The 23,489-nt window shown below is 33.3% G+C and carries 29 protein-coding genes and 2 pseudogenes; 29 read left to right on the top strand and 2 right to left on the bottom strand.

What is annotated here, in order from left to right; all coding sequences use genetic code 11:
- Positions 1 to 4: 4 nt before the first annotated feature.
- The 29 genes and pseudogenes from J4O15_RS10645 to J4O15_RS16325 all read left to right on the top strand — a co-directional run bounded on the left by J4O15_RS10645 (position 5) and on the right by J4O15_RS16325 (position 21,551).
- Positions 5 to 817, top strand: a complete 813-nt coding sequence (locus tag J4O15_RS10645; RefSeq protein ID WP_208100731.1) for an electron transfer flavoprotein subunit beta/FixA family protein — start codon at positions 5 to 7, stop codon at positions 815 to 817.
- The gene (locus J4O15_RS10640) at positions 817 to 1,854 is read left to right on the top strand and encodes an electron transfer flavoprotein subunit alpha/FixB family protein (protein WP_208100730.1); all 1,038 of its coding nucleotides are present in this window, start codon (positions 817 to 819) and stop codon (positions 1,852 to 1,854) included. Before J4O15_RS10645 ends, J4O15_RS10640 begins: the two co-directional genes overlap by 1 nt.
- 88 nt (positions 1,855 to 1,942) lie before the next feature.
- Positions 1,943 to 3,301, top strand: a complete 1,359-nt coding sequence (locus tag J4O15_RS10635) for an MATE family efflux transporter (protein WP_208100729.1) — start codon at positions 1,943 to 1,945, stop codon at positions 3,299 to 3,301.
- A gap of 257 nt (positions 3,302 to 3,558) precedes the next feature.
- Positions 3,559 to 9,135, top strand: coding sequence for an RHS repeat-associated core domain-containing protein (locus J4O15_RS10630; protein ID WP_208100728.1), 5,577 nt, complete (start codon positions 3,559 to 3,561; stop codon positions 9,133 to 9,135).
- A 12-nt stretch (positions 9,136 to 9,147) separates the two neighbouring features.
- A complete protein-coding gene (locus tag J4O15_RS10625) occupies positions 9,148 to 9,822 on the top strand; it encodes a hypothetical protein (RefSeq protein WP_208100727.1) in 675 nt (224 codons plus the stop codon).
- A 42-nt stretch (positions 9,823 to 9,864) separates the two neighbouring features.
- A complete protein-coding gene (locus tag J4O15_RS10620) occupies positions 9,865 to 10,350 on the top strand; it encodes a hypothetical protein (protein ID WP_208100726.1) in 486 nt (161 codons plus the stop codon).
- Positions 10,351 to 10,480: 130 nt separating this feature from the next.
- Positions 10,481 to 11,023 (top strand): RNA 2'-phosphotransferase, encoded by a 543-nt coding sequence (locus J4O15_RS10615; RefSeq protein ID WP_208100725.1) that lies wholly within the window; start codon positions 10,481 to 10,483, stop codon positions 11,021 to 11,023.
- Positions 11,024 to 11,060: 37 nt separating this feature from the next.
- The gene (locus tag J4O15_RS10610) at positions 11,061 to 11,525 is read left to right on the top strand and encodes a hypothetical protein (RefSeq protein WP_208100724.1); all 465 of its coding nucleotides are present in this window, start codon (positions 11,061 to 11,063) and stop codon (positions 11,523 to 11,525) included.
- A 42-nt stretch (positions 11,526 to 11,567) separates the two neighbouring features.
- Positions 11,568 to 12,035: a hypothetical protein gene (locus tag J4O15_RS10605; protein ID WP_034212203.1), complete on the top strand. Its 468-nt coding sequence runs from the start codon at positions 11,568 to 11,570 to the stop codon at positions 12,033 to 12,035.
- Between the two features lie 64 nt (positions 12,036 to 12,099).
- Positions 12,100 to 12,573, top strand: coding sequence for a hypothetical protein (locus tag J4O15_RS10600; protein ID WP_208100723.1), 474 nt, complete (start codon positions 12,100 to 12,102; stop codon positions 12,571 to 12,573).
- A gap of 28 nt (positions 12,574 to 12,601) precedes the next feature.
- Complete coding sequence (locus J4O15_RS10595; RefSeq protein ID WP_208100722.1) at positions 12,602 to 13,093, top strand: hypothetical protein; 492 nt, start codon at positions 12,602 to 12,604, stop codon at positions 13,091 to 13,093.
- A 128-nt stretch (positions 13,094 to 13,221) separates the two neighbouring features.
- Positions 13,222 to 13,761 carry an RNA 2'-phosphotransferase gene (locus J4O15_RS10590; RefSeq protein ID WP_208100721.1) on the top strand — a complete coding sequence of 180 codons (540 nt, stop codon included), beginning with the start codon at positions 13,222 to 13,224 and terminating at the stop codon, positions 13,759 to 13,761.
- 117 nt (positions 13,762 to 13,878) lie between these two features.
- A complete protein-coding gene (locus J4O15_RS10585; protein WP_208100720.1) occupies positions 13,879 to 14,370 on the top strand; it encodes a hypothetical protein in 492 nt (163 codons plus the stop codon).
- A 110-nt stretch (positions 14,371 to 14,480) separates the two neighbouring features.
- Positions 14,481 to 14,807 (top strand): annotated as a pseudogene (locus J4O15_RS10580) (RNA 2'-phosphotransferase); the annotation flags it as partial.
- A 33-nt stretch (positions 14,808 to 14,840) separates the two neighbouring features.
- Positions 14,841 to 15,305, top strand: coding sequence for a hypothetical protein (locus tag J4O15_RS10575; RefSeq protein ID WP_208100719.1), 465 nt, complete (start codon positions 14,841 to 14,843; stop codon positions 15,303 to 15,305).
- A gap of 42 nt (positions 15,306 to 15,347) precedes the next feature.
- Positions 15,348 to 15,815, top strand: coding sequence for a hypothetical protein (locus J4O15_RS10570; RefSeq protein ID WP_208100718.1), 468 nt, complete (start codon positions 15,348 to 15,350; stop codon positions 15,813 to 15,815).
- 65 nt (positions 15,816 to 15,880) lie between these two features.
- On the top strand, positions 15,881 to 16,363 hold the full coding sequence (locus J4O15_RS10565) for a hypothetical protein (protein WP_208100717.1): 483 nt from the start codon (positions 15,881 to 15,883) through the stop codon (positions 16,361 to 16,363).
- A 21-nt stretch (positions 16,364 to 16,384) separates the two neighbouring features.
- A complete protein-coding gene (locus J4O15_RS10560) occupies positions 16,385 to 16,870 on the top strand; it encodes a hypothetical protein (protein ID WP_208100716.1) in 486 nt (161 codons plus the stop codon).
- Between the two features lie 37 nt (positions 16,871 to 16,907).
- Entirely contained in the window at positions 16,908 to 17,372 is a 465-nt protein-coding gene (locus tag J4O15_RS10555; RefSeq protein WP_208100715.1) for a hypothetical protein, read from the top strand.
- 17 nt (positions 17,373 to 17,389) lie between these two features.
- A complete protein-coding gene (locus J4O15_RS10550) occupies positions 17,390 to 17,863 on the top strand; it encodes a hypothetical protein (protein WP_208100714.1) in 474 nt (157 codons plus the stop codon).
- Positions 17,864 to 17,896: 33 nt separating this feature from the next.
- Entirely contained in the window at positions 17,897 to 18,388 is a 492-nt protein-coding gene (locus J4O15_RS10545) for a hypothetical protein (RefSeq protein WP_208100713.1), read from the top strand.
- Between the two features lie 226 nt (positions 18,389 to 18,614).
- Complete coding sequence (locus J4O15_RS10540) at positions 18,615 to 19,079, top strand: hypothetical protein (RefSeq protein ID WP_208100712.1); 465 nt, start codon at positions 18,615 to 18,617, stop codon at positions 19,077 to 19,079.
- Between the two features lie 42 nt (positions 19,080 to 19,121).
- Positions 19,122 to 19,589 (top strand): hypothetical protein, encoded by a 468-nt coding sequence (locus J4O15_RS10535; RefSeq protein WP_208100711.1) that lies wholly within the window; start codon positions 19,122 to 19,124, stop codon positions 19,587 to 19,589.
- 33 nt (positions 19,590 to 19,622) lie between these two features.
- Positions 19,623 to 19,934 (top strand): hypothetical protein, encoded by a 312-nt coding sequence (locus J4O15_RS10530; RefSeq protein ID WP_007592494.1) that lies wholly within the window; start codon positions 19,623 to 19,625, stop codon positions 19,932 to 19,934.
- A 2-nt stretch (positions 19,935 to 19,936) separates the two neighbouring features.
- Positions 19,937 to 20,170 (top strand): Imm74 family immunity protein, encoded by a 234-nt coding sequence (locus J4O15_RS10525; protein WP_008751951.1) that lies wholly within the window; start codon positions 19,937 to 19,939, stop codon positions 20,168 to 20,170.
- 121 nt (positions 20,171 to 20,291) lie between these two features.
- Complete coding sequence (locus J4O15_RS10520; protein ID WP_008751950.1) at positions 20,292 to 20,714, top strand: hypothetical protein; 423 nt, start codon at positions 20,292 to 20,294, stop codon at positions 20,712 to 20,714.
- A 12-nt stretch (positions 20,715 to 20,726) separates the two neighbouring features.
- On the top strand, positions 20,727 to 20,930 hold the full coding sequence (locus J4O15_RS15980; protein ID WP_243762034.1) for a hypothetical protein: 204 nt from the start codon (positions 20,727 to 20,729) through the stop codon (positions 20,928 to 20,930).
- Complete coding sequence (locus tag J4O15_RS15975) at positions 20,878 to 21,144, top strand: hypothetical protein (RefSeq protein WP_243762033.1); 267 nt, start codon at positions 20,878 to 20,880, stop codon at positions 21,142 to 21,144. Before J4O15_RS15980 ends, J4O15_RS15975 begins: the two co-directional genes overlap by 53 nt.
- 59 nt (positions 21,145 to 21,203) lie before the next feature.
- Complete coding sequence (locus tag J4O15_RS16325; protein ID WP_156431765.1) at positions 21,204 to 21,551, top strand: hypothetical protein; 348 nt, start codon at positions 21,204 to 21,206, stop codon at positions 21,549 to 21,551.
- 83 nt (positions 21,552 to 21,634) lie between these two features.
- On the opposite strand, the pseudogene J4O15_RS16465 reads toward J4O15_RS16325, so the two are convergent.
- Positions 21,635 to 21,868, bottom strand: a pseudogene (locus J4O15_RS16465) (IS3 family transposase); the annotation flags it as partial.
- Positions 21,869 to 21,945: 77 nt separating this feature from the next.
- On the bottom strand, positions 21,946 to 22,245 hold the full coding sequence (locus J4O15_RS10500) for a transposase (RefSeq protein ID WP_009221248.1): 300 nt from the start codon (positions 22,243 to 22,245) through the stop codon (positions 21,946 to 21,948).
- Between the last annotated feature and the right edge of the window lie 1,244 nt (positions 22,246 to 23,489).

The following is a 23,489-nucleotide window of genomic DNA, read 5'->3' as shown; positions in this document are numbered from 1 at the left end:
GATTATGAAAATCATTGTATGTATAAAGCAGGTGCCAAATACAAGTGAAGTCAAGATTAACCCTGAGACGAAAACACTTATAAGGGATGGAGTGGAAAGTATAATAAATCCTGATGATAAGAATGCCCTGGAGGCTGCATTAAAGCTGAAGGATGAAAATAATGCACAGGTGGTCGTTTTAAGTATGGGACCGATGCAGGCAAAGGAAGCCTTACTTGAGGCTTTGGCTATGGGAGCAGACAGCGCATATCTTATAAGTGACAGAAAATTCGGAGGTTCCGATACCTGGGCTACAGCAACCATTCTGGCGGCGGCTATAGAAAAAATAGGTGATTATGATTTGATAATATGCGGCAGACAGGCTATAGACGGTGATACCGCACAGGTTGGACCTGAGATAGCGGAATTCCTTAATATACCTCAGGTAACCTATGCCAAGGAAATAGAACTCAAAGAAAATATAATCAGAGTTAAGAGATTTTGTGAATCAAAGGATTATGAATTTGAGGTGGAATTACCTGCACTTATTACCGCCATTAAGGAATTAAATACTGTAAGATATCCAAGTGTCAGAGGAATCTTTAAGGCTTATGAGAGCGGAGAGGATTTGATTAAGATTTTGACCTTTGATGATTTGAATGTGGATGAAACTCAAATCGGTATCAAAGGTTCGCCGACCAATGTGCATCGCTCCTTTGTACCTGTAAAAGAAAAACATAGTGAGTTTATAGAAGGAAATACAGCCATGGAAAAGGCAAAACTTCTTTTGACAAAGCTATATGAAAATAAATTGATACAGTCCGGAGGTGCCAAATAGTGGAAAGAGCAAAGGTAAATCAAGACATAAATCTTAATGAGTATAAAGATGTTTGGGTACTTGCAGAAACCGTAAACGGTAAGATTTTGCCTATCACTTTGGAACTGATGGGAGAGGGCAGAAAGCTTGCAAATGAACTCGGAAAAAAGCTTGTTGTTATTGTTCCCGGATATGAGATAGAGGAAGCGGTAAAAGAACTGCTTGAATATGATGTTGATAAGGTGTATTACTTAGAACATGAACTTTTAAAAGATTTTTCCACATTGGGATTTGTTGAAGTACTCTCAGAAGAGATAAAAAAGAGAAAGCCCGAGGTGCTTTTAGTAGGTGCGACTTCCATAGGAAGAGATATCGGTCCGAGACTTGCTGCAAGACTTGGCACAGGACTTACTGCAGATTGTACCGGACTTGAGGTGGATGCTGAGGATAAAAAACTCCTTATGACAAGACCTGCATTCGGTGGAAATATTATGGCAACGATTATTTGCCCGAAAAATCGTCCACAAATGGCTACAGTAAGACCGGGAGTAATGTCAAGAGCAAAGAAAGCAGAGAAAAATGATGCAGGTTTTGAGAAAATACTTCCTAAACTTAGTAAAGAGGATATAAGAACAAGGCTTATCGGAACAGTTGAACATGACCAAAAACGAGTAAATTTAATAGATGCAAAGATTATTGTATCAGGAGGCAGAGGTATAAAAAATAAGGACGGTTTTGCCCTGATAGAAAGTCTTGCAAATGCCTTGGGTGGTGAAGTCGGATCATCTCGTGCCTGCGTTGATGCAGGATGGATTGACTCCTCTCATCAGGTAGGACAGACAGGAACGACTGTCAGACCTGATTTATATATAGCCTGCGGTATATCAGGTGCTATACAGCATTTGGCTGGAATGAGCGAATCAAAGTATATAGTTGCAATAAACACAGATAAAAATGCACCTATATTTGATATTTGTGATTATGGTATCGTAGGCGATTTAAAAGAAATTATACCGGCACTTGTTTCAAGTATAGAATCCGGAGATTTTGTATTATAGTTTTTGCAAAATTATAAATATGGGGTGGCTAAGGCTGCCCCGATTTTGTTATCATAGGGGCAGTAAATTATCATTATAAGGAGGGGAAATGGAAGGAGTAAGTACAAAAAATAAAATGGAGGTGGAGCCTATAAAATCTCTTATTTTAAAAATGTCCATACCTCCGCTTATTTCCATGTGTATGCAATACTCATATAATCTGATAGATTGTATTTTTGTATCATGTATCAGTGATAAATCTTTGAGTGCTGTTTCTATAATTTTTCCCATTACAACACTGTTTTTGGCTATTGCCATTTGGATAGGGGTAGGTGTCAGCGTGCTGGTTGCAAAATACCTTGGGGAAAAAGATGAGGAAAAGGCTAATACAATAGTAGCCAATGGAATAATTGTTTCTTTTGTAGTGAGCAGCACTGTAACATTTATAACCATGAATATTATAAGAGGATTTATAATGTCATTTACAAGTGATACAGAGATTATAAATCAGGCAATGGCATATATGGATATATGTGTATTTATGGCTATACCATGTGCAGTACATATCTGTATTCAAAAGGTATTGCAGGGAACAGGGAATATGCTTGCTCCTATGTGCTTTCAGATAGCAGGTGTTGTGGTAAATCTTATATTTGATCCTGTTTTAATATTCGGATATTTGGGATTTAAACCTATGGGAGTCAGAGGGGCTGCCATTGCCACGGTTATGGGATATACTTTCTCTACGATTCTTGCATTTCTTGTACTTATATTCCAAAAGCAAAAGGTCAAACTTGGTTTAAAATACTTTATAATCCGTTTTAATCATGTAAGGGATATCTTTGTAGTGGGTTTCCCGTCTTTTATAATGAATGTGCTTGGAGCGGCAATGGTATATAATACAAATCTCTTTCTGAAAAATTATTCGGAGATAGCAATAGCCTTCTTTGGAGCATATTTTAAGATACAGCAGATGGTAATAATGACATTAAACGGACTTATACAGGGATGTATACCGGTGATGAGCTATAATTACGGGGCAAAAAGAGAGGACAGATTAAAGGAGAGTCTAAAGATAGGCACAATTGTTGCAATAATACTTACATCATTCAGTATAATAATGCTTTGGACTTTTACAAAAAATATATTACTGACCTTTAATCCGCCGAAGGAAATGTTTGAGTTTGGAATTTTCGGTATAAGGGTAATGAGTCTCAGCTATGTATTTGTTGGCATTACTACGATGATAGCATCATATATGCAGTCTACAAAGAATGTAGGTAAAAGTATATGGATAAATCTATGCAGACAACTTTTGGTGCTGATTCCTATAATGTTCATCGGTTCACAGACTTTCGGGCTTGCAGGCATATGGAGCGCCTTCCTTGCAACAGAGATAATCTGTGTTTTACTAAGTCTTATTTTATATAAGAATACAAAGATAGATATAGAAAATGGAGTTATATAGAAATTTTAACGGGCTGTTATTTAAGGTTTAATTGATGCAGTATTTTTTGTATACTGTTATACAGGAGAATCTTGGAATAACAGCTCTTTTTATTGTCTCAACCAAGCTTAGAATATTACAGTATATTTTAATTCCTGAATTTGTTCGAATTATCCAATGATAAAATAAAAATATTGACATTAAGATATCTTTTGTTATATAAACATTTTAACAAATCAATTAAATATAATTTTGTAAAAAGGAAATGGGTGAATAGGATGAAAAACAGAATATTTTGTAAAAGTCTTGTTGCAGGTATGGTTTCTTTCAGCTTAATGCTGGGGCAGATTGTGCCGACCTTTGGGGCGGTACAGGATAAGGAATCGGTAAGAAAATACTATTACTATCAAGATGTACTTAGAGATGCGAAGAGTAAAGTGTCTAAGGTGGCAAAAAAAGAGACAACTCATGAAAAAATACCAAGTGAGTTGGCAGAAGAGTATACCGATGAGTATGGTGCCGTTACTAAGGATACTTATGACGAAGCCGGTAATCTGATTAGTAGAAAGGTTAACGGTAAAGATGTTGTACAGTTTTCATATGATAGTGACGGTAATATAACAAGTATCAAGGATGCACTTGGTTTTGAAACAAAGTATGAGTATGATGAGAACAATAGGCTTATTGCCAATATAGATGCATTGGGGAATAAGACAAATTATACTTATGACGGTGAAAATCTATCAAGAGTTATATTTCCGGATAATAGTGAAACAAGCTATAAGTATGACTCACAGGGCAGAGTTATTACTCAAACAGAAGCTAACGGTCTTATTACAAATATACAATATGATGATGCAGGAAATATCATAAGACTTTATGATAATAAGGATTTAGATGAAAACTATACTTATGACAGTGCTAATAATCTACTGACGGAAACAAACAGCTTGGGAGAAAAGACAAGCTATACATATGATTCAGAGGGTAGAGTAACAAAGATAGACTATGCAGATAAAACTTCTGAGAGTTTTTCATATGATGAAGCCGGCAATCTGATAAAAAGTGTAGATATATATGGAGTCGGCACAGAATACACTTATGACACATCAGGTAATTTAATAAAAGAAGCAAGCGGAGAAGATGTCATTGAGTATACATATGATAATGCCGGCAATCTCTTGACTGAAAAAGAAGCTGACGGAAGTAAGAGTGAGTATAAGTATGATGCTAAAGGGAATATAGTAGAAACAAAGGACGCACCGGGTAATATACAAAAGTTTTCATATGATATCAATGACAATCTGATACTGTATGTGGATGGTAAAAATCAGCCGGTAGTATATAGATATGATGCACTTGGACAAAATACGGAGATAGTATATCCTGACGGCAGCAGTGAAAAGTATAAGTATGATGCACTTGGAAATATAATTGAATTCATAGATATAGACGGCAGTAAAACAATATATACTTATGACGCTCTAAGTAGATTGGTAGAAAAGAAAGATACATCGGGAAACTATGAAAAATACAGCTATGATACTCTTGGTGACATAACTTCTATTACAGATAATAAAGGGAATGAAAAAAAGTACTCCTATGACTTGTATGGACAGCTTATAGAGGAGAGTGACCAAAGTGGAAAAAGACATATATATACTTATGATAAAATAGGTCAGGTGATGTCAGAAAGCATTGACGGTGAAGATTTCTCATATACTTACGACACTTTTGGAAATACTTTAGAAGAGAAAAGCAGCAGCGGATATAACGCACAGTATAAGTATGATAAACTTGGTCAGTTGATAGAAGAAAATAACAGCACCGGCGAAGCCAACAGTTATAATTACAACAATGTAGGAAACTTAATAAATGAGGTATATAAGAATGTAAATACCGGAGTATCTGAAAATATTTCATATACACTTGATAATAAGAGTCAAGTAACAGGTATGAAAACAGATTCGGATGATATCAGGTTATATTATAACGCCAAGGGGCAGATAACACAAAAAGACAGTAAAGCAGGGAGTGAAAAATTCTCATATGATGCTAACGGCAATCTTACAAAAATAACCGGAGGAGGCAAAGAAGATACCGATTTTACATATAGTGTAAGAAATCGTCTGCTTTCTATAAACCCTAATAAGAAACAAGAAAATAATGATATACAAAAAGAACTTATAGAGACCAAGCTTGGAGATATTTTCTACAAATCTGACGATAATGGAATAGTAGAGTACAGTGACGGAAATTCACATACTACATATTTTAAAAGAGATAGTCAGGGGCGAGTGGTAGAGAGAAAAAATCCAAATGGTGATGTGGAGTACTATGAATATGGTAACAGCGATACTCCAATCAGGATAGTCAAAGCTGACGGAAAGCAATTAACTTATGAGCTTGACAGTGAGGGCAGGATACTATCTCAAAGTGAAGAGGCAGGTAGTGAAAGTAAGAAACTTTTAGAATACCGCTACGATGAGAATGGGAATATATCAGAAGCTATAGGGAATACCGGAACTTCCACCTACAAGTATGATAACAGTGGGAATATTTTAAATTACACAGATATATTCGGAAAGACAATAAATTATACTTATGATGAAAGAGGAAATTTAAGTAAGCTTGAAGCAGCCGGTGAGCCGCCAACTGTATATACATATGACAGTGAAGATAGAATCATATCTTTAATATATGGTGATAATAAAACTGTCAGCTATGAGTATGTGGGAAATACTACAATTACACATCTGCCGGATGAAAAGATTATAGTAGAAAAATATAATGATAGCGGTGACTTGGTAGATAAGACATATACTGATAATGTCGGAAATATCATATATAAGATCTCATTGGAGTATGACAGTGAAAATAGAATATCTAAAAGATATGTTGTATTGTGTAAGGATAATAAGGAATCTGATAAAAAAGAAAGTGCGTCCACAGATAAGGATACGCTGACAGCCTCAAGTGAGAATGTATCATCAGAGGAGAATACTGTATCAGATAATTCAGGTAATAATACAGATTTTATAAAGATAGAATACCGATACAGTTATACTGATAATTCACAGCTAAAAAGTGAGAGTATCGTAAGTGATACAGGTACAAAAGATATAAGCTATACATATGATAATGCAGGCAATAGAACAAGTGAAACTATAAAAACAGGTGATAGAGAAGAAGTAACCACCTTTACATATGATGAAAGCAATAGGCTTATTAAAAAACAATCGCCTAAGAAAACTACCATATATACTTATGATAAAAACGGAAATCGTATATCAGCTACAAGTGATGGAGAGAAGTTTAGCTATACATATGATATCAATGATAACCTGACAGGAATAAAGAAAAATAATGTAACAATATTTGAAGCGACCTATGATGCAATGGGAGAGCGAGTTCTTACCAAAGAACTGAATGCCGACGGTACCTTGGAAAGTAAATACAGGCTAAATGATATAAGCTTTGAAGATACACAGGTGCTTTCTGTTTATAATGACAGTTCAAAAACAAATTTAATATACGGAAATGAAAGGACAGTTGAACTTTCAACCGGTACTGAGAGTATATTTATAACAGATGAAAAAGAAAGTGTATTAGGTAGAATCGGAGACGAAAACACGTTCTATACACCATTTGGAGATAATGAAGATACAAATTTTATTGATACTCAAAAAGCTTTAATAACCGGCTTTGGATTTGATGGAGAATGGAAAGATAGTACAGGATTATATTATCTAAGAGCCAGATATTATGATCCGAATACCGGGGTGTTCTTATCAGAAGACAGTGTAAGTGGAGATATAGAGTCGGCGATCAGCTTAAACGGATACAGCTTTGTAGAAAATGACCCTGTCAATTATACCGACCCAAGCGGAAATACAAGAAACAGGGGGAAATCCTCAGGCAGAGGTAAGGGTGCAAAGGGAAAGCAGGTAAGTAAAAAGTCAACCGCAAGTGCTAAGGGAAAAGCTTCAAATAAATCCAAATCTCCAAAACTGAAGATGCCGAAGATATCGCCAAAGGCAAAAGCACAATCAAAGAGACAGGATAAACCAAAGAATTCAGGCAGAAGATTAGGTAAGCAAAATATAAGACAAAGTACAAATCTGTCAAGAAGCTTTGGAAGAAGAACTGCTAACAGTTATTCTAAAAACCATTCAAAGAATGTTAACGCAAATGTAAAGAGGTCAGGGAGAAATACCGCCAACAGATTTGCATCAAGTATACGACCAAGACCTGTGGTTGCTAAGCGTGTAAATGAAAAGTCAAGAAAAAGCTTTATGGGTGTTATAAACAAAAAAATACCGCCTAAAAGAAATAATAACAGTGTTGATACAGCAAAGGCTAAAAAGGCTTTTCAAGATATAAACAAGAATAATGAGGACTTTGCAAAAAGGGCAAAGAAAAATCCGATACTTTATTTGTATTCAGCTTATGGAGCAATAGATTCCCTAAATACAAATATAAAGAACCTTAAAGCACTTGAAGAAGCAGGGGTTATAAAATTACCGAACATAGGTATACACTATGATAATCTAAGGAATACCGTTATAAGAGAGAGTACAAAAGCAGGAAACTCTGTATACGCTGCAAATATACCTATAATATCAAATGGACTCGGAAGATTCCTTGGAGCTACAAATATGCCGAAGAATGCCGGCTTAATGTCTACAATAGGGGCATACTATAGAGGAGTGTATATAAAGGGATTTTTGGGTACTGCGGACGGTATTTATAGTACAGTGGCACATCCTATAAAAACGGTAGAGGGATTAACAGATATAATAGTGAACCCCGGGATGTTGGTGAAAGCAGTAAAAAACTATACAAACGAAAAGATAATTCATGGAAGCAGTGAGGATAGAGCAGAGCTTTTAGGACATGCAGCATTTGAAATAGGCTTGGCTGTAGTTGCAAATGGTTCTGCGAAATCCGGAAAAGGGGCTAAAAAAGCAATTGGATCATCAAAAGCCGCTGATATAGCAGATGATGTTGGTGATATATCAAATGGATCAAAAATCTCATCAAAAATATCCGGGATTGGAGATGAAATTGCAGGCGGTTCAAATATAAAGCAGCCTTCAAAGATAATTTACCCCTCAAAGGCTGCAGAGATTGGAGAACAAGCAGGTGATATAGCAGGTATTGATAAGAAAATAAATCCTATCAAACCTCCTTTAGAAATACCTGAACCGAATAAGCTGCCTATAGAAGCACCTGAGCCGAATAAACTGCCTATAGAAGTGCCTGAACCGAATAAGTCACCTATAGAAGTACCTAAGCCTAAGAATCCGTCTATAGAGCTACCTAAGACGGAAAAAGCACCTATAGAGATACCGGAGTCTAAAAATCCTCCAAAACTGCCTGAGGTAACCGAAAAACCAAAGCTGCCTGAACTTGAAAAGCCGATAGATAAAGTTGATGATATAGCTAAAGAAAAGCCTTTATCTAAAGAGGATGTAAAGCCTGAGGATAAGAAAATAGTACCTGAGATGGGATGGGATATGCCGGATGGAGGTGCTATTATCAATGGAAGAGAGTACACTAAGCATGCACTTGAAAGAATGGCACCGGATACACCTTCTGTAAGAGCAGAGTTATCCAAGCGAGTGGAAGAGATAACGGATAAAAAAGGATTTAAGCCTGGAACCAAAGAATATATGAAGGAATTTAATAAATATGTTAATCCAAGAAATATACCGCCGTCTGTTGTTGAGGATACAATTTCTTCTGTGAAGCCGGTGTTAGGGGATGAACCTGGTACTTTAAAATATGAAACGAATTATATTAGAGTAATAACAGATTTTTCAGGAAAAGTTGTAACTGTTATGCCACAGTAGAAAGGAGTTAAATTGTCTATTAAATATAAAAGAAATGAATTGATAGATTTTTTTAAAAGAGAGCCTGTGACAATATCTGGAGAAGCGGATGGCGATTGGCTATATATCTATGAAAGAAATGAGTTTAAGTTGATCTTATCACTGTCTACATATTGTGAAAATATAGATATTGCAATTTGTTATAATGAGAAAATTGTATATGACAAATCATTTGAACATATTAGAGAAATTTATAGATTAAATATATATGAAGTTCAAATAGTTGGTGAGCTTCAGAATATAACTTTAAATAAGTTTCCACAGATATCTGCTATTATAGAGAACAAGGAAACTAATCATAATAGTGATACCAAGACTTCAAGAATATCTATATTATTTGATGAATTTGATTTTTTTGAATTTTTTGAATCAGATCCTACAGTCATTGGGACTGAGAAAGATGGTAGATTACAGTATTTCTATCAAACAGAAGATTTTAAAATGATTTTTGATTTATTGATATATGAGCATAAAGTCAATATATCAATTTCTCACAATAATGATATAGTGTGCAGTGAACAGTTCAACTCGGTTGAAGAGATTCGGAAAGTGGATGCCGATACACTAAGGATGATAACAGAAGATAAGTGGATAATTGTAAGAAAGTGGTCACAAATTTCTGTACAAGTTGAAGATAGGCTGGAGTAAAATTATTCTGTAGCAATGAGTGTTAGGGAGGATATTAAGATAATGGGAGCATCAGCGTCAATGTTTAGAAAAGGTAAATATGTAACAGAAAGAGACTTGGATATAATAATTGATATATTTACTGAAATGGGATTTTATTCAAGTAATAAAGTGGATATGAGTTCAGGTGAAAGAGTGTGTTTAAGTGTGAGTTTTTTTAATGATGAGTGGGTAAGAAAGTGGGATGAGGACGAACTTGATTCATTAGATGATAATGACCATATTATAATTTACTTCTTTCCTAATTTGGAAATAGAGCTTGGAGAATATATTCCAAGTATGGGAGAAGAAGTACCTAATTACCTTTACTTTGAAGATATTTCAGGTAGAGGAAGATTATTACTGGAATTTTTGCATAGATATTTTAAATTGTTTCCGGAAGATGTATTTATGGAAAGTCACTTTTATACAAAGGATGATATAGATAAGTTATATGCGAAGGTACCATGGAATGAGACTTGGATGTATGAGGATCCTAAAACATTCTAAATTATACTATTGATATTTTTTTAAGAGGAGCTGTTTTATATCTAACAGCTCTTCTTTACTAAAAAAGTTAATAAACTTATAGATTGATTTAGAGAAGCTATAGATAAGATGATAGAAGAAGGGGAATACGATGAAATATGAAGAATTAAGCAAGGAAGTTTCATACGCACTTCGACATGCACCTTGGGAGTATGAACTTGAAATGGATGAAGAAGGTTGGGTAAGTATAGAGCAGCTTTTGACTGCACTAAATACAGAAGGTAGATTTGGATATATTACTCAAAACGATTTGGCTGTTATGATTGATAAGTCTGAAAAGAAAAGACATGAAATAAAGGCAGGAAAAATAAGAGCTTTGTACGGGCATTCCATACCGATGCATATAGTAAAGGACAAGAAGATTCCACCTGATAAATTATATCATGGTACTGCAAGGAGATTTATTGAGAGCATAAAAAATAACGGGCTTTTACCTATGAGCAGACAATATGTACACTTGTCGGCTGATATAGATACAGCAAAAAAAGTAGGGCTTAGGCGTGACAAGAGTCCTTGTATATTGGAAATTGATTCTAAGAGAGCATATGAGGACGGAGTGGTATTTTATCATGGAAATGAAAAAGTGTGGCTGGCAGACATAATACCGGCGTGTTATATAAAGGAATTAGATTGATAAATGGATTTGAGGAGCTAAAGGAGTTTTTTAAATAATGTTAGATACAGGTATATTAAGGAAAAAAGTAACAGCTAATAAAGAAGACATGGAAAAAGTCATAAACATTTTAATGTCAATAGGATATACACATTGTTCAATTATTGACTCAGAGGATTTTTACAGTTTGTCTGCAAGTATACTTGAAGAGGATGATGAAAGTAATATAAGAAAAAGAGTTTACAATATGTACTTAAATATGTTCCTGGCGGAGAGAGATAGAGAAGGAGTGTATAAGTTTTTTTATCCAAGAGAAAATTGCCATTATTATGCATATATTTCCTTTGATGACATTAAAGGAAGAGAATTGATAATATCGGAGTTTTTATATAGATATTTTAAACTCTTTCCTGAGGATATTTTCTTAAGTGCGTCAGGATATGTATATACAAAAGAAGACATTGAAAAAGCATACTGTAATAAAGATCTAAGTTGGATATATTACAGTCCGGATGCTTTGTAAAAAAGATCTCTTGTGGCAGCAGTATAAGAAGGGGATGTACATATGATATGTGAGGGAAGAATATTGGAAAAATTTGAGAGAAAAAATATAGCTGTTGATTTCAGGATGCTAAAGATACTTGATGCTATGAACTACCATAGAATAGTGACAATATATAAAAGTGATGGTAGTCTTATACTGTTTAAGGAAGATAATGAATACGATTTTTTTGATGAAGAGGATCCTGCGCCAATGATTCAAATTTATGCTTATTTAGGTATAAAGGAGGTTTTTACAAGAAAATCAAGAAAAAATGAGCTTGTTACCTTTTTTCGCTTTCCTGATATGATTGGAAAAGAACTTATCATATTGGAAATAGTACACAGATATATGGGAAAATACCCAAATACCGCATTCTATGTTGATAACGGTTATACATTCAGAAAACATCATATTGATGCAATATATAATATGCCTGAGCCTGATGCGGAGTGGATTTATAAAAGCCCGGATACGTATATAAAAGGATGATATAGATAAGTTATATGCTTAACAGGACTATTTTGTGGCAGCAGTATAAAATGGAGAATTATATATGATATGTGAGGGAAGAATATTACAAAAGTCTGAGGGTAGAAAAACATCTATCGGTGTCAGTATGTGGAAAATACTTGATGCTATGAACTACAATAGAAGATTGATGATAGGTAAAAGAGATTATGATATTATACTGTCTAAAGAAGACAGTGAGTATGATTTTTTTGATAAAAAGGATCCTACATCAATGATTCAAATTTATTCTTATGTAGATATAAAAGAGATTTTCACAAGAAAGTCAAGGAAACAGGGGCTTGAGACCTTCTTTCGTTTTCCGGATATGATTGGAAAAGAACTTATCATATTGGAAATAGTATACAGATATATGGAGGAATATCCAAATACCGCATTCTATGTTGATAACGGTTATACATTCAGGAAACATAATATTGATGCAATATATAATATGCCTGAACCGGATGCAGGGTGGATTTACAAAGGTCCTGATAAATATGATAAGAGTAAACACTGAAAAATAATTTTGGGAGGATATTAAGGTAATGGGAGCATCAGCGTCAATGTTTAGAAAAGGTAAATATGTAACAGAAAAAGACTTGGATATAATAATTGATATATTTACCAAGATGAAGTTTTATTCAAGTGGCATAGATAAAGAAAAATTAAGTAAAGGCGAATGTTTTAGTATTAGCTTTACTAATGATCATTGGAGAAGAAGATGGGATGATGACGATTATCAATGGGATTCACTGGATGACAATGATCATATTATAATTTACTTCGATCCTAATGTGGAAATAGAGGATGGCAGATATATTCCAAGCATGGGAGAAACAGTACCTGATTTTCTTTACTTTGAAGATATTTCAGGTAGAGGCAGATTATTACTGGAATTCCTGCATAGATATTTTAAATTGTTTCCGGAAGATGTATTTATGGAAAGGCACTTTTATACAAAGGATGATATAGATAAGTTATATGCGAAAGTACCATGGAATGAGACTTGGATGTATGAGGATCCTAAAACATTCTAAATGATACTATTGATATTTTTAAGAGGAGCTGTTTTATATCTAACAGCTCTTCTTTACTAAAAAAGTTGATAAACTTATAGATTGGTTTAGAGAAGCGATAGACGAGATGATAGAAGAAGGGGAATACGATGAAATATGAGGAATTAAGTAAGGAAGTTTCATATGCACTTCGCCATGCACCATGGGAGTATGAACTTGAAATGGACGAAGAAGGTTGGGTAAGTATTGAACAGCTTTTGAGCGCTCTAAATACAGAAGGTAAGTTTGGAAATATAACAAGGAACGATTTGGCTGTTATGATTGATAAGTCTGAAAAGAAAAGACATGAAATAAAGGCAGGAAAAATAAGGGCTATGTACGGGCATTCCATACCGATGCATATAGTAAAGGAAACGAAGGTTCCACCTGATAAATTATATCATGGTACTGCAAGGAGATTTATTGAGAGTATAAAAAAGAACGGGCTTTTACCTATGAGCAGACAATATGTACATATGTCAGCTGATATAGATACAGCAAAAAAAGTAGGACTTAGACGTGATGATAGTCCATGTATATTGGAAATTGATTCTAAGAGAGCAAATGAGGACGGAGTAGTGTTTTATCATGGAAATGAAAAAGTATGGCTGGCAGATAAAATACCAACGTGTTATATAAAGGAATTATAAGTATTGATGCAATATATAATATGCCTGAACCGGATGCAGGGTGGATTTACAAAAATCCTGATAAATACAAAAAGGAGAGTAAACACTAAAAAATAATTTAGGGAGGATACTAAGATAATGGGGGTGCCAGCATCGTTATTTAGAAAAGGTGAATATCCAACAGAAAAAGACTTGGATATAATAATTGATATATTTACAAAGATGAAGTTTTATTCAAGTAGTAAAGAAAAAGATAAATTAAGTACTGGTGAAAGTTTTAGTATTAGTTTTATTAATGATCATTGGAAAAGAAAATGGGATGATGGCGATTATCAATGGGATTCGTTTGATTATAATGATAATATTATAATTTATTTTTATCCGAAGCCAAAAGAATCACATGAATACTATATTCCAAGTATGGGAGAAACAGTGCCAAGTTATATTATTTTCGAGGATATATCAGGTAGAGAAAGACTTTTGTTGGAATTTTTTCGTAGATATTTTAAGCTTTTTCCTGAGGATGTATTTATGGAGGAGTACTTTTATACAAAGGATGATATAGATAAGTTATATGCAAAACTACCTTGGAATGAATTATGGGCGTATGAGGATCCTAAAACATTCTAAATTATACTATTGATATTTTTTAAGAGGAGCTATTTTATATCTTAACAGCTCTTTTTTACTAAAAAAGTTGATAAACTTGTAGATTGGTTTAGAGAGGCTATAGACGAGATATAAGAGCTATGTATGGGCATTCAATACCGATGCATATAGTAAAGGAAAAGAGGATCCCACCTTATAAATTATATCATGGTACTGCAAGAAGATTTATTGAGAGCATAAAAAAGAATGGGATTTTACCTATGAGCAGACAATATGTATACCTGTCAACCGATATAGATACAGCAAAAAAAGTAGAGCTTAGGCGTGATGATAGTCCATGTATGTTAGAAATTGATTCTAAGAGAGCATATGAGGACGGAGTTGTATTTTATCATGGAAATGAAAAAGTATGGCTGGCAGACATAATAACAACGTGTTATATAAAGGAATCATATTGATAAGATTTGATAAGATAAAGGAGTTTTTAAATAATGTGGCGTGCAGGTATATTAAGAAAAAGAATAAGAGCTAATAAAGAAGACATGGAAAAAGTCATAAACATTTTAATGTCAATAGGATATACACATTGTTCAATTATTGACTCAAATGATTATTACAGTTTGTCTGCAAGTATACTTGAAGAGGATGATGAAAGTAATATAAGAAAAAGAGTTTACAATATGTACTTAAATATGTACCTAGTGGAGATAGATATAGAAGGGAAATATAAGTTTTTTTATCCAAGAGAAAATTGCTATTATTATGCATATATTTACTTTGATGACATTAAAGGAAGAGAATTGATAATATCGGAGTTTTTATATAGATATTTTAAACGCTTTCCTGAGGATATTTTCTTAAGTGCGTCAGGATATGTTTATACAAAAGAAGACATTGAAAAAGTATACTCTAGTAAAGACTCAAATTGGATATATTACAGTCCGGATGCTTTGTAAAAAAGCTCTCTTGTGGCAGCAGTATAAGAAGGGGATGTACATATGATATGTGAGGGAAGAATATTAGAAAAATTTAAGGAAAGAAATATATTTGTTGATTCCAGGATGCAAGAGATACTTGATGCTATGAACTACAATAGAATAGTGAAGATACGTAAAAGAGATGGTAGTCTTATACTGTCTAAAGAAGATAATGAATACGATTTTTTTGATGAAGAAGATCCTGCGCCAATGATTCAAATTTATGCTTATGTAGATATAAAGGAGGTTTTTACAAGAAAATTAAGAAAAAATGAGCTTGTTACCTTTTTTCGCTTTCCTGATATGATTGGAAAAGAACTTATCATATTGGAAATAGTACACAGATATATGGGAAAATACCCAAATACCGCATTCTATGTTGATAACGGTTATACATTCAGAAAACATCATATTGATGCAATATATAATATGCCTGAGCCTGATGCAGAGTGGATTTATAAAAGTCCGGAGACGTATATAAAAGGATGATATAGATAAGTTATATGCTTAACAGGACTATTTTTTTGGCAGCAGTATAAAAGGGAGAATTATATATGATATGTGAGGGAAGAATATTACAAAAATCTGAGGGTAGAAAAACATCTATCGGTGTCAGCATGTGGAAAATACTTGATGCTATGAACTACAATAGAAGATTGATGATAGGTAAAAGAGATTATGATATTATACTGTCTAAAGAAGACAGTGAGTATGATTTTTTTGATAAAAAGGATCCTGCACCATTGATTCAAATTTATTCTTATGTAGATATAAAAGAGATTTTCATGAGAAAGTCAAGGAAACAGGGGCTTGAGACCTTCTTTCGCTTTCCTGATATGATTGGAAAAGAACTTATCATATTGGAAATAGTATACAGATATATGGAGGAATATCCAAATACCGCATTCTATGTTGATAACGGTTATACATTCAGGAAACATAATATTGATGCAATATATAATATGCCTGAACCGGATGCAGGGTGGATTTACAAAAATCCTAATAAATACAAAAGAAGAGTAAATACTAAAAAATAATTTAGGGAGGATATTAAGGTAATGGGAGCATCAGGATGGATGTTTAGGAAAGGTGAATATGTAACAGAAAAAGACTTGGATATAATAATTGATATATTTACTGAAATGGTATTTTATTCAAGTAATAAGTTGAATATTAGTTCAGGTGAAAGAGTACATACAACTGTGAGTTTTTTTAATGATGAGTGGGTAAGAAAGTGGGATGAGGACGAACTTGATTCTTTAGATGATAATGACCATATTAGAATTTACTTCTTTCCTAATATGGAAATGAAGTATGGCAAATATATTCCAAGCATGGGAGAAAAAGTACCTGCTTTTATTTACTTTGAAGATATTTCAGGTAGAGGCAGATTATTACTGGAATTTTTGCATAGATATTTTAAATTGTTTCCGGAAGATGTATTTATGGAAATGCACTTTTATACAAAGGATGATATAGATAAGTTATATGTGAAGGTACCATGGAATGAGACTTGGATGTATGAGGATCCCGGTACATTTTAACAAATATTTTTGAAGAACTTGAGGAGATATTAAAGTGATGGCAACATCAATGAGACTTTTAAGAAGTGAAATTCACCCTGATTATATAAGAATAGAAGAGATAATAAATATTTTTGTGTCGTTAGGTTATGCAAGATTTAGTATACAGGATGAAACAGATGTTTATATATTAACAATAGCTATGCCGATTACTGATGATGAGTTGGTTAATTCAGAGAACTTTAAAAAGAGTACAATTATTTATATCGATTTAATAGAGAATGATAAGGAAATGTTTTATTGTCCCAAAACTTGTAAAAAATATTACTCTTATTTATTTTTTGAAAATGTTAGCTCTATAGAAATAATAATATTGGAATTTTTACATAGATATTTTGAACTTTATCCGGATGATATATTTTGGGACTGTGATAAGTTTTTTTATACTAAAAAATACATAGATAAAATATATTCAAAAACTTATGATCCTAATTGGTTATATATTAGTCCGGATAGTTTTTAAGTTAGAGGGAGCAGATAATGATATATGAGGGTAGGATATTAAATAAAAGCTGTATAGAGAAAAGATTTATTGCGTATAAATTTGTAGATATATTGAGAGAACTTGGATATATTAAATATATAGTTCTTAAAAAGGAAACTACAGATCTGATATATATAAAGAAAGGAAATGATAAATTTTTTTTTAATAAGAATGATACTTCATCTTTATTAAATGTATATGCATACAAAGAATGTAAAGAGATTCCGACTGAAAAAGCAGAGAGTGCAGGACTTGAAACTTTTTTCAGATTTACAGATATAATTGGCAGAGAGTTAGTTATACTTGAAATATTACATAAATATATGGAAAAGTATAGCGATGCTATATTTTATGTAGATAATGGACTTTATTTTACAAAGCAAGATATAGATAGAATTTATAATTTAAAAGAACCGGATTCAGAATGGATTTACAAAGATCCTGATACATATAAAGAGAAAAGTAAATAATAAAAATATTAATTTAGGGAGGATACTAAGATAATGGGGGTGCCAGCATCGTTATTTAGAAAAGGTGAATATCCAACAGAAAAAGACTTGGATATAATAATTGATATATTTACAAAGATGAAGTTTTATTCAAGTAGTAAAGAAAAAGATAAATTAAGTACTGGTGAAAGTTTTAGTATTAGTTTTATTAATGATCATTGGAAAAGAAAATGGGATGATGACGATTATCAATGGGATTCGTTTGATTATAATGATAATATTATAATTTATTTTTATCCGAAGCCAAAAGAATCACATGAATACTATATTCCAAGTATGGGAGAAACAGTGCCAAGTTATATTATTTTCGAGGATATATCAGGTAGAGAAAGACTTTTGTTGGAATTTTTTCATAGATATTTTAAGTTTTTTCCTGAGGACGTTTTTATGGAGGAGTACCTTTATACGAAGGATGATATAGATAAGTTATATGCAAAACTACCATGGAATGAATTATGGGCGTATGAAGACCCTAAAACATTCTAAATTATACTATTGATATTTTTTTAAGAGGAGCTGTTTTATATCTAACAGCTCTTCTTTACTAAAAAGTTGATAAACTTATAGATTGGTTTAGAGAAGCTATAGACAAGATGATAGAAGAAGGGGAATACATGGAAATGAAAAAGTCTGGCCGGCAGACAAAATACCTTGCTATATCAGGGAATTAAATTGATAAATAGATTTGAGGAGATAAAGGAGATTTTTTATAATGTGGCGCACAGGTATATTAAGAAAAAAAGTAACAGCTAATAAAGAAGACATGGAAAAAGTCATAAACATTTTAATGTCAATAGGATATACACATTGTTCAATTAGTGACTCAAATGATTTTTACAGTTTGTCTGCAAGTATACTAGAAGAGGATGATGAAAGTAATATAAAAAAAAGAGTTTACAATATGTACTTAAATATGTTCCTGGTGGAGAGAGATAGAGAAGGGGTGTATAAGTTTTTTTATCCAAGAGAAAATTGCTATTATTATGCATATATTTACTTTGATGAGATTAAAGGAAGAGAATTGATAATATCGGAGTTTTTATATAGATATTTTAAACTCTTTCCTGAGGATATTTTCTTAAGCGCGTCAGGATATGCTTATACAAAAGAAGACATTGAAAAAGCATACTGTAATAAAGACTCAAATTGGATATATTACAGTCCGGATGCTTTGTAAAAAAGCTCTCTTGTGACAGCAGTATAAGAAGGGGATGTATATATGATATGTGAGGGAAGAATATTAGAAAAATTTGAGGAAAGAAATATATTTGTTGATGACAGGATGCAAGAAATACTTGATGCTATGAACTACCATAGAATAGTGACGATACGTAAAAGAGATTGTATTCTTATACTGTCTAAGGAAAATAATGAATACGATTTTTTTGATGAAAAAGATCCTGCGCCAATTATTCAAATTTATGCTTATTTAGGTATAAAGGAGGTTTTCACAAGAAAATCAAGAAAAGATGAGCTTGTTACCTTTTTTCGCTTTCCTGATTTGATTGGAATAGAACTTACCATATTGGAGATAGTACACAGATATATGGAAGAATACCCAAATAGCGCATTCTATGTTGATAACGGTTACACATTAAGAAAACATCATATTGACGCAATATATAATATGCTTGAGCCTGATGTAGGGTGGATTTATAAAAGCCCGGATATGTATAAAAAAGGATGATTCTGGTCAGGACAAACAGATAGTATTGGAGGAATGGATGTTGCGAAAAAAATAGCAAAAAATAAAGGAGGAGTTACATTAGAATCTACGATTGATGATACGAATATTGTAATGCCTGAATGGGATTTTAATGCTCCTTCAAGTGTAACAGCTTGGGAGGAAGCTTCGAATGTTTACGCAGAGCAAGTATCTGGTGAAATAAGAGCTGTAGTTGGTAGCGAACTAAGACCAGGAAATATTTGGGAAAATATCGAATTACCAAGATTGAAGGCCAATCCAAATGTTACTAAGATTACAACAATAGATCCTAAAACAGGGGTAGAAAAAATTATATTCGAGAGGTAGAAATGAAAATTACAGGAACAAGATCAACAATTACTTTTGATTTAGAGAATGGTTTCCTCTTAAAAGCACAAGGAGAATTGTTGATTAATGAAAAATTTGTTGTTTATAAAGATAGTATGACACATTGGGAACCCCCTCATGAAAATCTTCCGATAACTCCAAGAGAAATAGACAATATTATTAACATGGCTAAAAAAATGGAGAGCGATCAAACTATTCGATTGGACTTTATATAATTATGTTGAACTCTATATATTCTAAGTAAACCTGTGGCAATAGATATCCCTTATGATTCAATTAAGAATTTGAAAGTTCCATGGGGAGAATTTACAATTAGAAAATTAGGAGGCAATTAAAATGAGTTTAACTAAAATAACTTGGGAGGAGTTTGATACCTTTGAAAAGATTGAATCACCAAAAGGATATGATTTTCGAACACATGAAGGAAAATACTACACTTTTGGTGAGTTTGGAGTAGCTTCAGTTCGTCGTATCTTTGAGATTAATCCTTCTGATTTTAACGAATATTTATTAGGTAGGAGAACGGCACGTGAAATTGATTTTAAAGCGGAGAACGATCGTTGGCCACCAACGGAAGAAGAGAGAAGAGAATCTAGAAGAAAATTTATAAGTAAACATCCAGCTTCTTTGATAGATGTCCCTAAAAATAGGAAACTTTTTTCTAAGGAAGAACTTGAAGAGTTGATTCCGATTGCTGAGAAGCTGTGGATTGAATCTGAAGGAGAACTTCCAGATTATTATGTATCACCACTTAAGTAAAAGAGGTTTGAAATGAAACCAACAAAACTAGGCTGGGAAGATGTTATCCAGTTCGAAGAAGTAGAAGGTTACGGTCAGCATATCTGGAGAGATGGTAATCATCTTTATTACGTTACCGAGGAGGGAGGAATTGCCCCTCAGCGTGTGGTTTATGAATTACCAAATGAGTCCATTAATAGAGAGTGGGGAAAGAACGGAGTTAGAAGTATTAAATAAGCTTCAGACTGATCGTTGGCCACCGACGGAAGAAGGAAAGAAAGCTAGTGAGAAACGATTCATAGAAGAGAGTCCTACATCATTAATTGATTTACCTGAAACTACAGAGTTATTTACTCAGGAAGAGCTTGAAAGATTAATTCCAATTGCTGAGCAAATGTGGATTGACTGGAGAGACAAACTTCCAGATGATTATGTATCACCACTTAAGTAACAGATATATACAATGATACCAACGAGATCTTCACTCTTAAACGAGTGGTGAAGAGGATGGTGGATGATTTTGAAAAAGATAACCCAGGATTTTTTTATAATCCATCTAAGACGTTTATTGATTTGTACATGAAATCAGGCTTCTATATCGCAGAACTCGTTAAGCGATTATATAATAGCAAATGTCTGAAAAATACATTTCCAAATTTTGAAGAACGTTTAAAACGTATCCTAGAAAATCAAGTTTGTGGATTTGTGCCTTCACCATTTATCTATAATATTTCCACTAATTTTATCTTTGGAAATCTTTCTCGAGATATTAGTAGAAAGAACTTTGTTCTAGAAGATACCATCCCTGCGGCTAAAGAAGGGAAACTACAAAAATTGGTAGATAAATATTTTGAGTAGAAGAGTAATTGTTCATCAAGTATGTTTGTAAGTTCAGTACTGAAATCAGAGTCTCTGGTAGTGGTAGTAAAAGGCTTAATCCATTGGGCTTTAATACCCATTTCACGCATATATTTGCCTACAGTGCGCTCAGTAATAGTTTCACCTGACTTACGAAGTTCTTTGGTTATTTTAGGAGCACCATAGTTTTGTTTTGAAGCATCATAAATAAGTCGGATATTCTTCTTAATAGCTTCCTTCCTCTGAATAGCAGAAGATATTTTTCTATTAAGAAAAGAACGATATCCGGATCGAGATACACCCAAAAATTTAAGCATTCCGGAAGTAGAGACACGGTGCCCATTTACTTTAGCTGCCTCTACCTTTGCAGAAACCTCTGTATAGATAGCAATAGTTAACTTTTCCCCAGAATGCTTATGGCTTTTTTTAGTACATCAAGAGCATCCTGCGCATCACGAAGCTCACGTTTAAGGCGAGCTATTTCTTTGGCATCATCAGATTGATAGTTACCTGAGCCACAAACGGGAATGTCACCATCATTATTACGAAATTGACTTTCCCATTTGGCAAGTGTACTAACACCAATACCAAGATTCTTGGCACATTCAACTTGAGTAAGATCCGGATGTTCATTTCGATAGTTTATAGCATCCAGCTTAAATTGCTTTGAGTGATGGTTTCTTTTACTTGACATGATGAGTTCCTCCTAAGGTTTATTATATAACAAATAAGGAAATATCTCATTTTGTTTTGTACTAAATATATTCTAGCACCAGTGATATTCCAATCAAGATAGTAAAGGCTGACGGAAAGCAATTAACTTATGAGCTTGACGGTGAGGGTAGGATACTATCTCAAAGTGAAGTGTCAGATGGTGAAAGTAAGAAACTTTTAGAATACCGATATGATGAGAATGGGAATATATCAGAAGCTATAGGAGATACCGGAACTTCTACCTACAAGTATGATAACAGTGGAAATATTTTAAATTATACAGATATATTCGGAAAGACAATAAATTATACTTATGATGAAAGAGGAAATTTAAGTAAGCTTGAAGTAGCCGGTGAGTCGCCAACTGTATATACTTATGACAGTGAAGATAGAATTATATCTGTAATATACGGTGATAATAAAACTGTCAGCTATGAGTATGTGGAAAATACTACAATTACACATCTGCCGGATAACAAGACTATCGTAGAAAAATATAATGATAGCGGCGACTTGGTAGATAAGACATATACTGATGATGCAGGAAATATCATATATAAGATCTCATTGGAGTATGACGGTGAAGACAGAATATCTAAAAGATATGTTGTGTTGAGTAAGGATAATAAGGAATCTGATACTAAAGAAAGTGCATTAACAAATCAGGATACGCTGACAGCCACAAGTGAGAATGTATCATCAGTGGAGGATACTGTATCAGATAATTCAGGTAATAATACAGATTTTATAAAGGTAGAATACCGATACAGTTATACTGATAAATCGCAGCTAAAAAGTGAGAATATTGTAGGTGATACCGGCGCAAAAGATATCAGCTATACATATGATAATGCAGGCAATAGAACAAGTGAAACTATAAAAACAGGTTATAAAGAAGAAGTAACTACATTTACATATGATGAAAGTAACAGGCTTATTAAAAAACAATTATCTAAGAAAACTACCATATATACTTATGATAAAAACGGCAATCGTATATCAGCTACAAGTGATGGAGAGAAGTTTAGCTATACATATGATATCAATGATAATCTGACAGGAATAAAGAAAAATGATGTAACAATATTTGAAGCAATCTATGATGCAATGGGAGAGCGAGTTCTTACCAAAGAACTGAATGCCGACGGTACCTTGGAAAGTAAATACAGGCTAAATGATATAAGCTTTGAAGATACACAGGTGCTTTCTGTTTATAATGACAGT

Source organism: Lachnoanaerobaculum sp. Marseille-Q4761 (assembly GCF_017565785.1).
In the GTDB taxonomy this organism is placed as follows: Bacteria; Bacillota; Clostridia; order Lachnospirales; family Lachnospiraceae; genus Lachnoanaerobaculum.
Note: the sequence above shows the minus strand (reverse complement) of the source record. Positions and strands in the feature narration are given on the sequence as shown.

Excerpts from the sequence above, each read along its gene's own strand:
- J4O15_RS10645 (WP_208100731.1), top strand. The coding sequence starts at position 5 with ATGAAAATCATTGTATGTATAAAGCAGGTGCCAAATACAAGTGAAGTC.
- J4O15_RS10635 (WP_208100729.1), top strand. The coding sequence starts at position 1,943 with ATGGAAGGAGTAAGTACAAAAAATAAAATGGAGGTGGAGCCTATAAAA.
- J4O15_RS10630 (WP_208100728.1), top strand. The coding sequence starts at position 3,559 with ATGAAAAACAGAATATTTTGTAAAAGTCTTGTTGCAGGTATGGTTTCT.
- J4O15_RS10620 (WP_208100726.1), top strand. The coding sequence starts at position 9,865 with ATGGGAGCATCAGCGTCAATGTTTAGAAAAGGTAAATATGTAACAGAA.
- J4O15_RS10615 (WP_208100725.1), top strand. The coding sequence starts at position 10,481 with ATGAAATATGAAGAATTAAGCAAGGAAGTTTCATACGCACTTCGACAT.
- J4O15_RS10610 (WP_208100724.1), top strand. The coding sequence starts at position 11,061 with ATGTTAGATACAGGTATATTAAGGAAAAAAGTAACAGCTAATAAAGAA.
- J4O15_RS10605 (WP_034212203.1), top strand. The coding sequence starts at position 11,568 with ATGATATGTGAGGGAAGAATATTGGAAAAATTTGAGAGAAAAAATATA.
- J4O15_RS10600 (WP_208100723.1), top strand. The coding sequence starts at position 12,100 with ATGATATGTGAGGGAAGAATATTACAAAAGTCTGAGGGTAGAAAAACA.
- J4O15_RS10595 (WP_208100722.1), top strand. The coding sequence starts at position 12,602 with ATGGGAGCATCAGCGTCAATGTTTAGAAAAGGTAAATATGTAACAGAA.
- J4O15_RS10590 (WP_208100721.1), top strand. The coding sequence starts at position 13,222 with ATGAAATATGAGGAATTAAGTAAGGAAGTTTCATATGCACTTCGCCAT.
- J4O15_RS10585 (WP_208100720.1), top strand. The coding sequence starts at position 13,879 with ATGGGGGTGCCAGCATCGTTATTTAGAAAAGGTGAATATCCAACAGAA.
- J4O15_RS10575 (WP_208100719.1), top strand. The coding sequence starts at position 14,841 with ATGTGGCGTGCAGGTATATTAAGAAAAAGAATAAGAGCTAATAAAGAA.
- J4O15_RS10570 (WP_208100718.1), top strand. The coding sequence starts at position 15,348 with ATGATATGTGAGGGAAGAATATTAGAAAAATTTAAGGAAAGAAATATA.
- J4O15_RS10565 (WP_208100717.1), top strand. The coding sequence starts at position 15,881 with ATGATATGTGAGGGAAGAATATTACAAAAATCTGAGGGTAGAAAAACA.
- J4O15_RS10560 (WP_208100716.1), top strand. The coding sequence starts at position 16,385 with ATGGGAGCATCAGGATGGATGTTTAGGAAAGGTGAATATGTAACAGAA.
- J4O15_RS10555 (WP_208100715.1), top strand. The coding sequence starts at position 16,908 with ATGGCAACATCAATGAGACTTTTAAGAAGTGAAATTCACCCTGATTAT.
- J4O15_RS10550 (WP_208100714.1), top strand. The coding sequence starts at position 17,390 with ATGATATATGAGGGTAGGATATTAAATAAAAGCTGTATAGAGAAAAGA.
- J4O15_RS10545 (WP_208100713.1), top strand. The coding sequence starts at position 17,897 with ATGGGGGTGCCAGCATCGTTATTTAGAAAAGGTGAATATCCAACAGAA.
- J4O15_RS10540 (WP_208100712.1), top strand. The coding sequence starts at position 18,615 with ATGTGGCGCACAGGTATATTAAGAAAAAAAGTAACAGCTAATAAAGAA.
- J4O15_RS10535 (WP_208100711.1), top strand. The coding sequence starts at position 19,122 with ATGATATGTGAGGGAAGAATATTAGAAAAATTTGAGGAAAGAAATATA.
- J4O15_RS10530 (WP_007592494.1), top strand. The coding sequence starts at position 19,623 with ATGGATGTTGCGAAAAAAATAGCAAAAAATAAAGGAGGAGTTACATTA.
- J4O15_RS10525 (WP_008751951.1), top strand. The coding sequence starts at position 19,937 with ATGAAAATTACAGGAACAAGATCAACAATTACTTTTGATTTAGAGAAT.
- J4O15_RS10520 (WP_008751950.1), top strand. The coding sequence starts at position 20,292 with ATGAGTTTAACTAAAATAACTTGGGAGGAGTTTGATACCTTTGAAAAG.
- J4O15_RS15980 (WP_243762034.1), top strand. The coding sequence starts at position 20,727 with ATGAAACCAACAAAACTAGGCTGGGAAGATGTTATCCAGTTCGAAGAA.
- J4O15_RS15975 (WP_243762033.1), top strand. The coding sequence starts at position 20,878 with ATGAGTCCATTAATAGAGAGTGGGGAAAGAACGGAGTTAGAAGTATTA.
- J4O15_RS10500 (WP_009221248.1), bottom strand. The coding sequence starts at position 22,245 with ATGTCAAGTAAAAGAAACCATCACTCAAAGCAATTTAAGCTGGATGCT.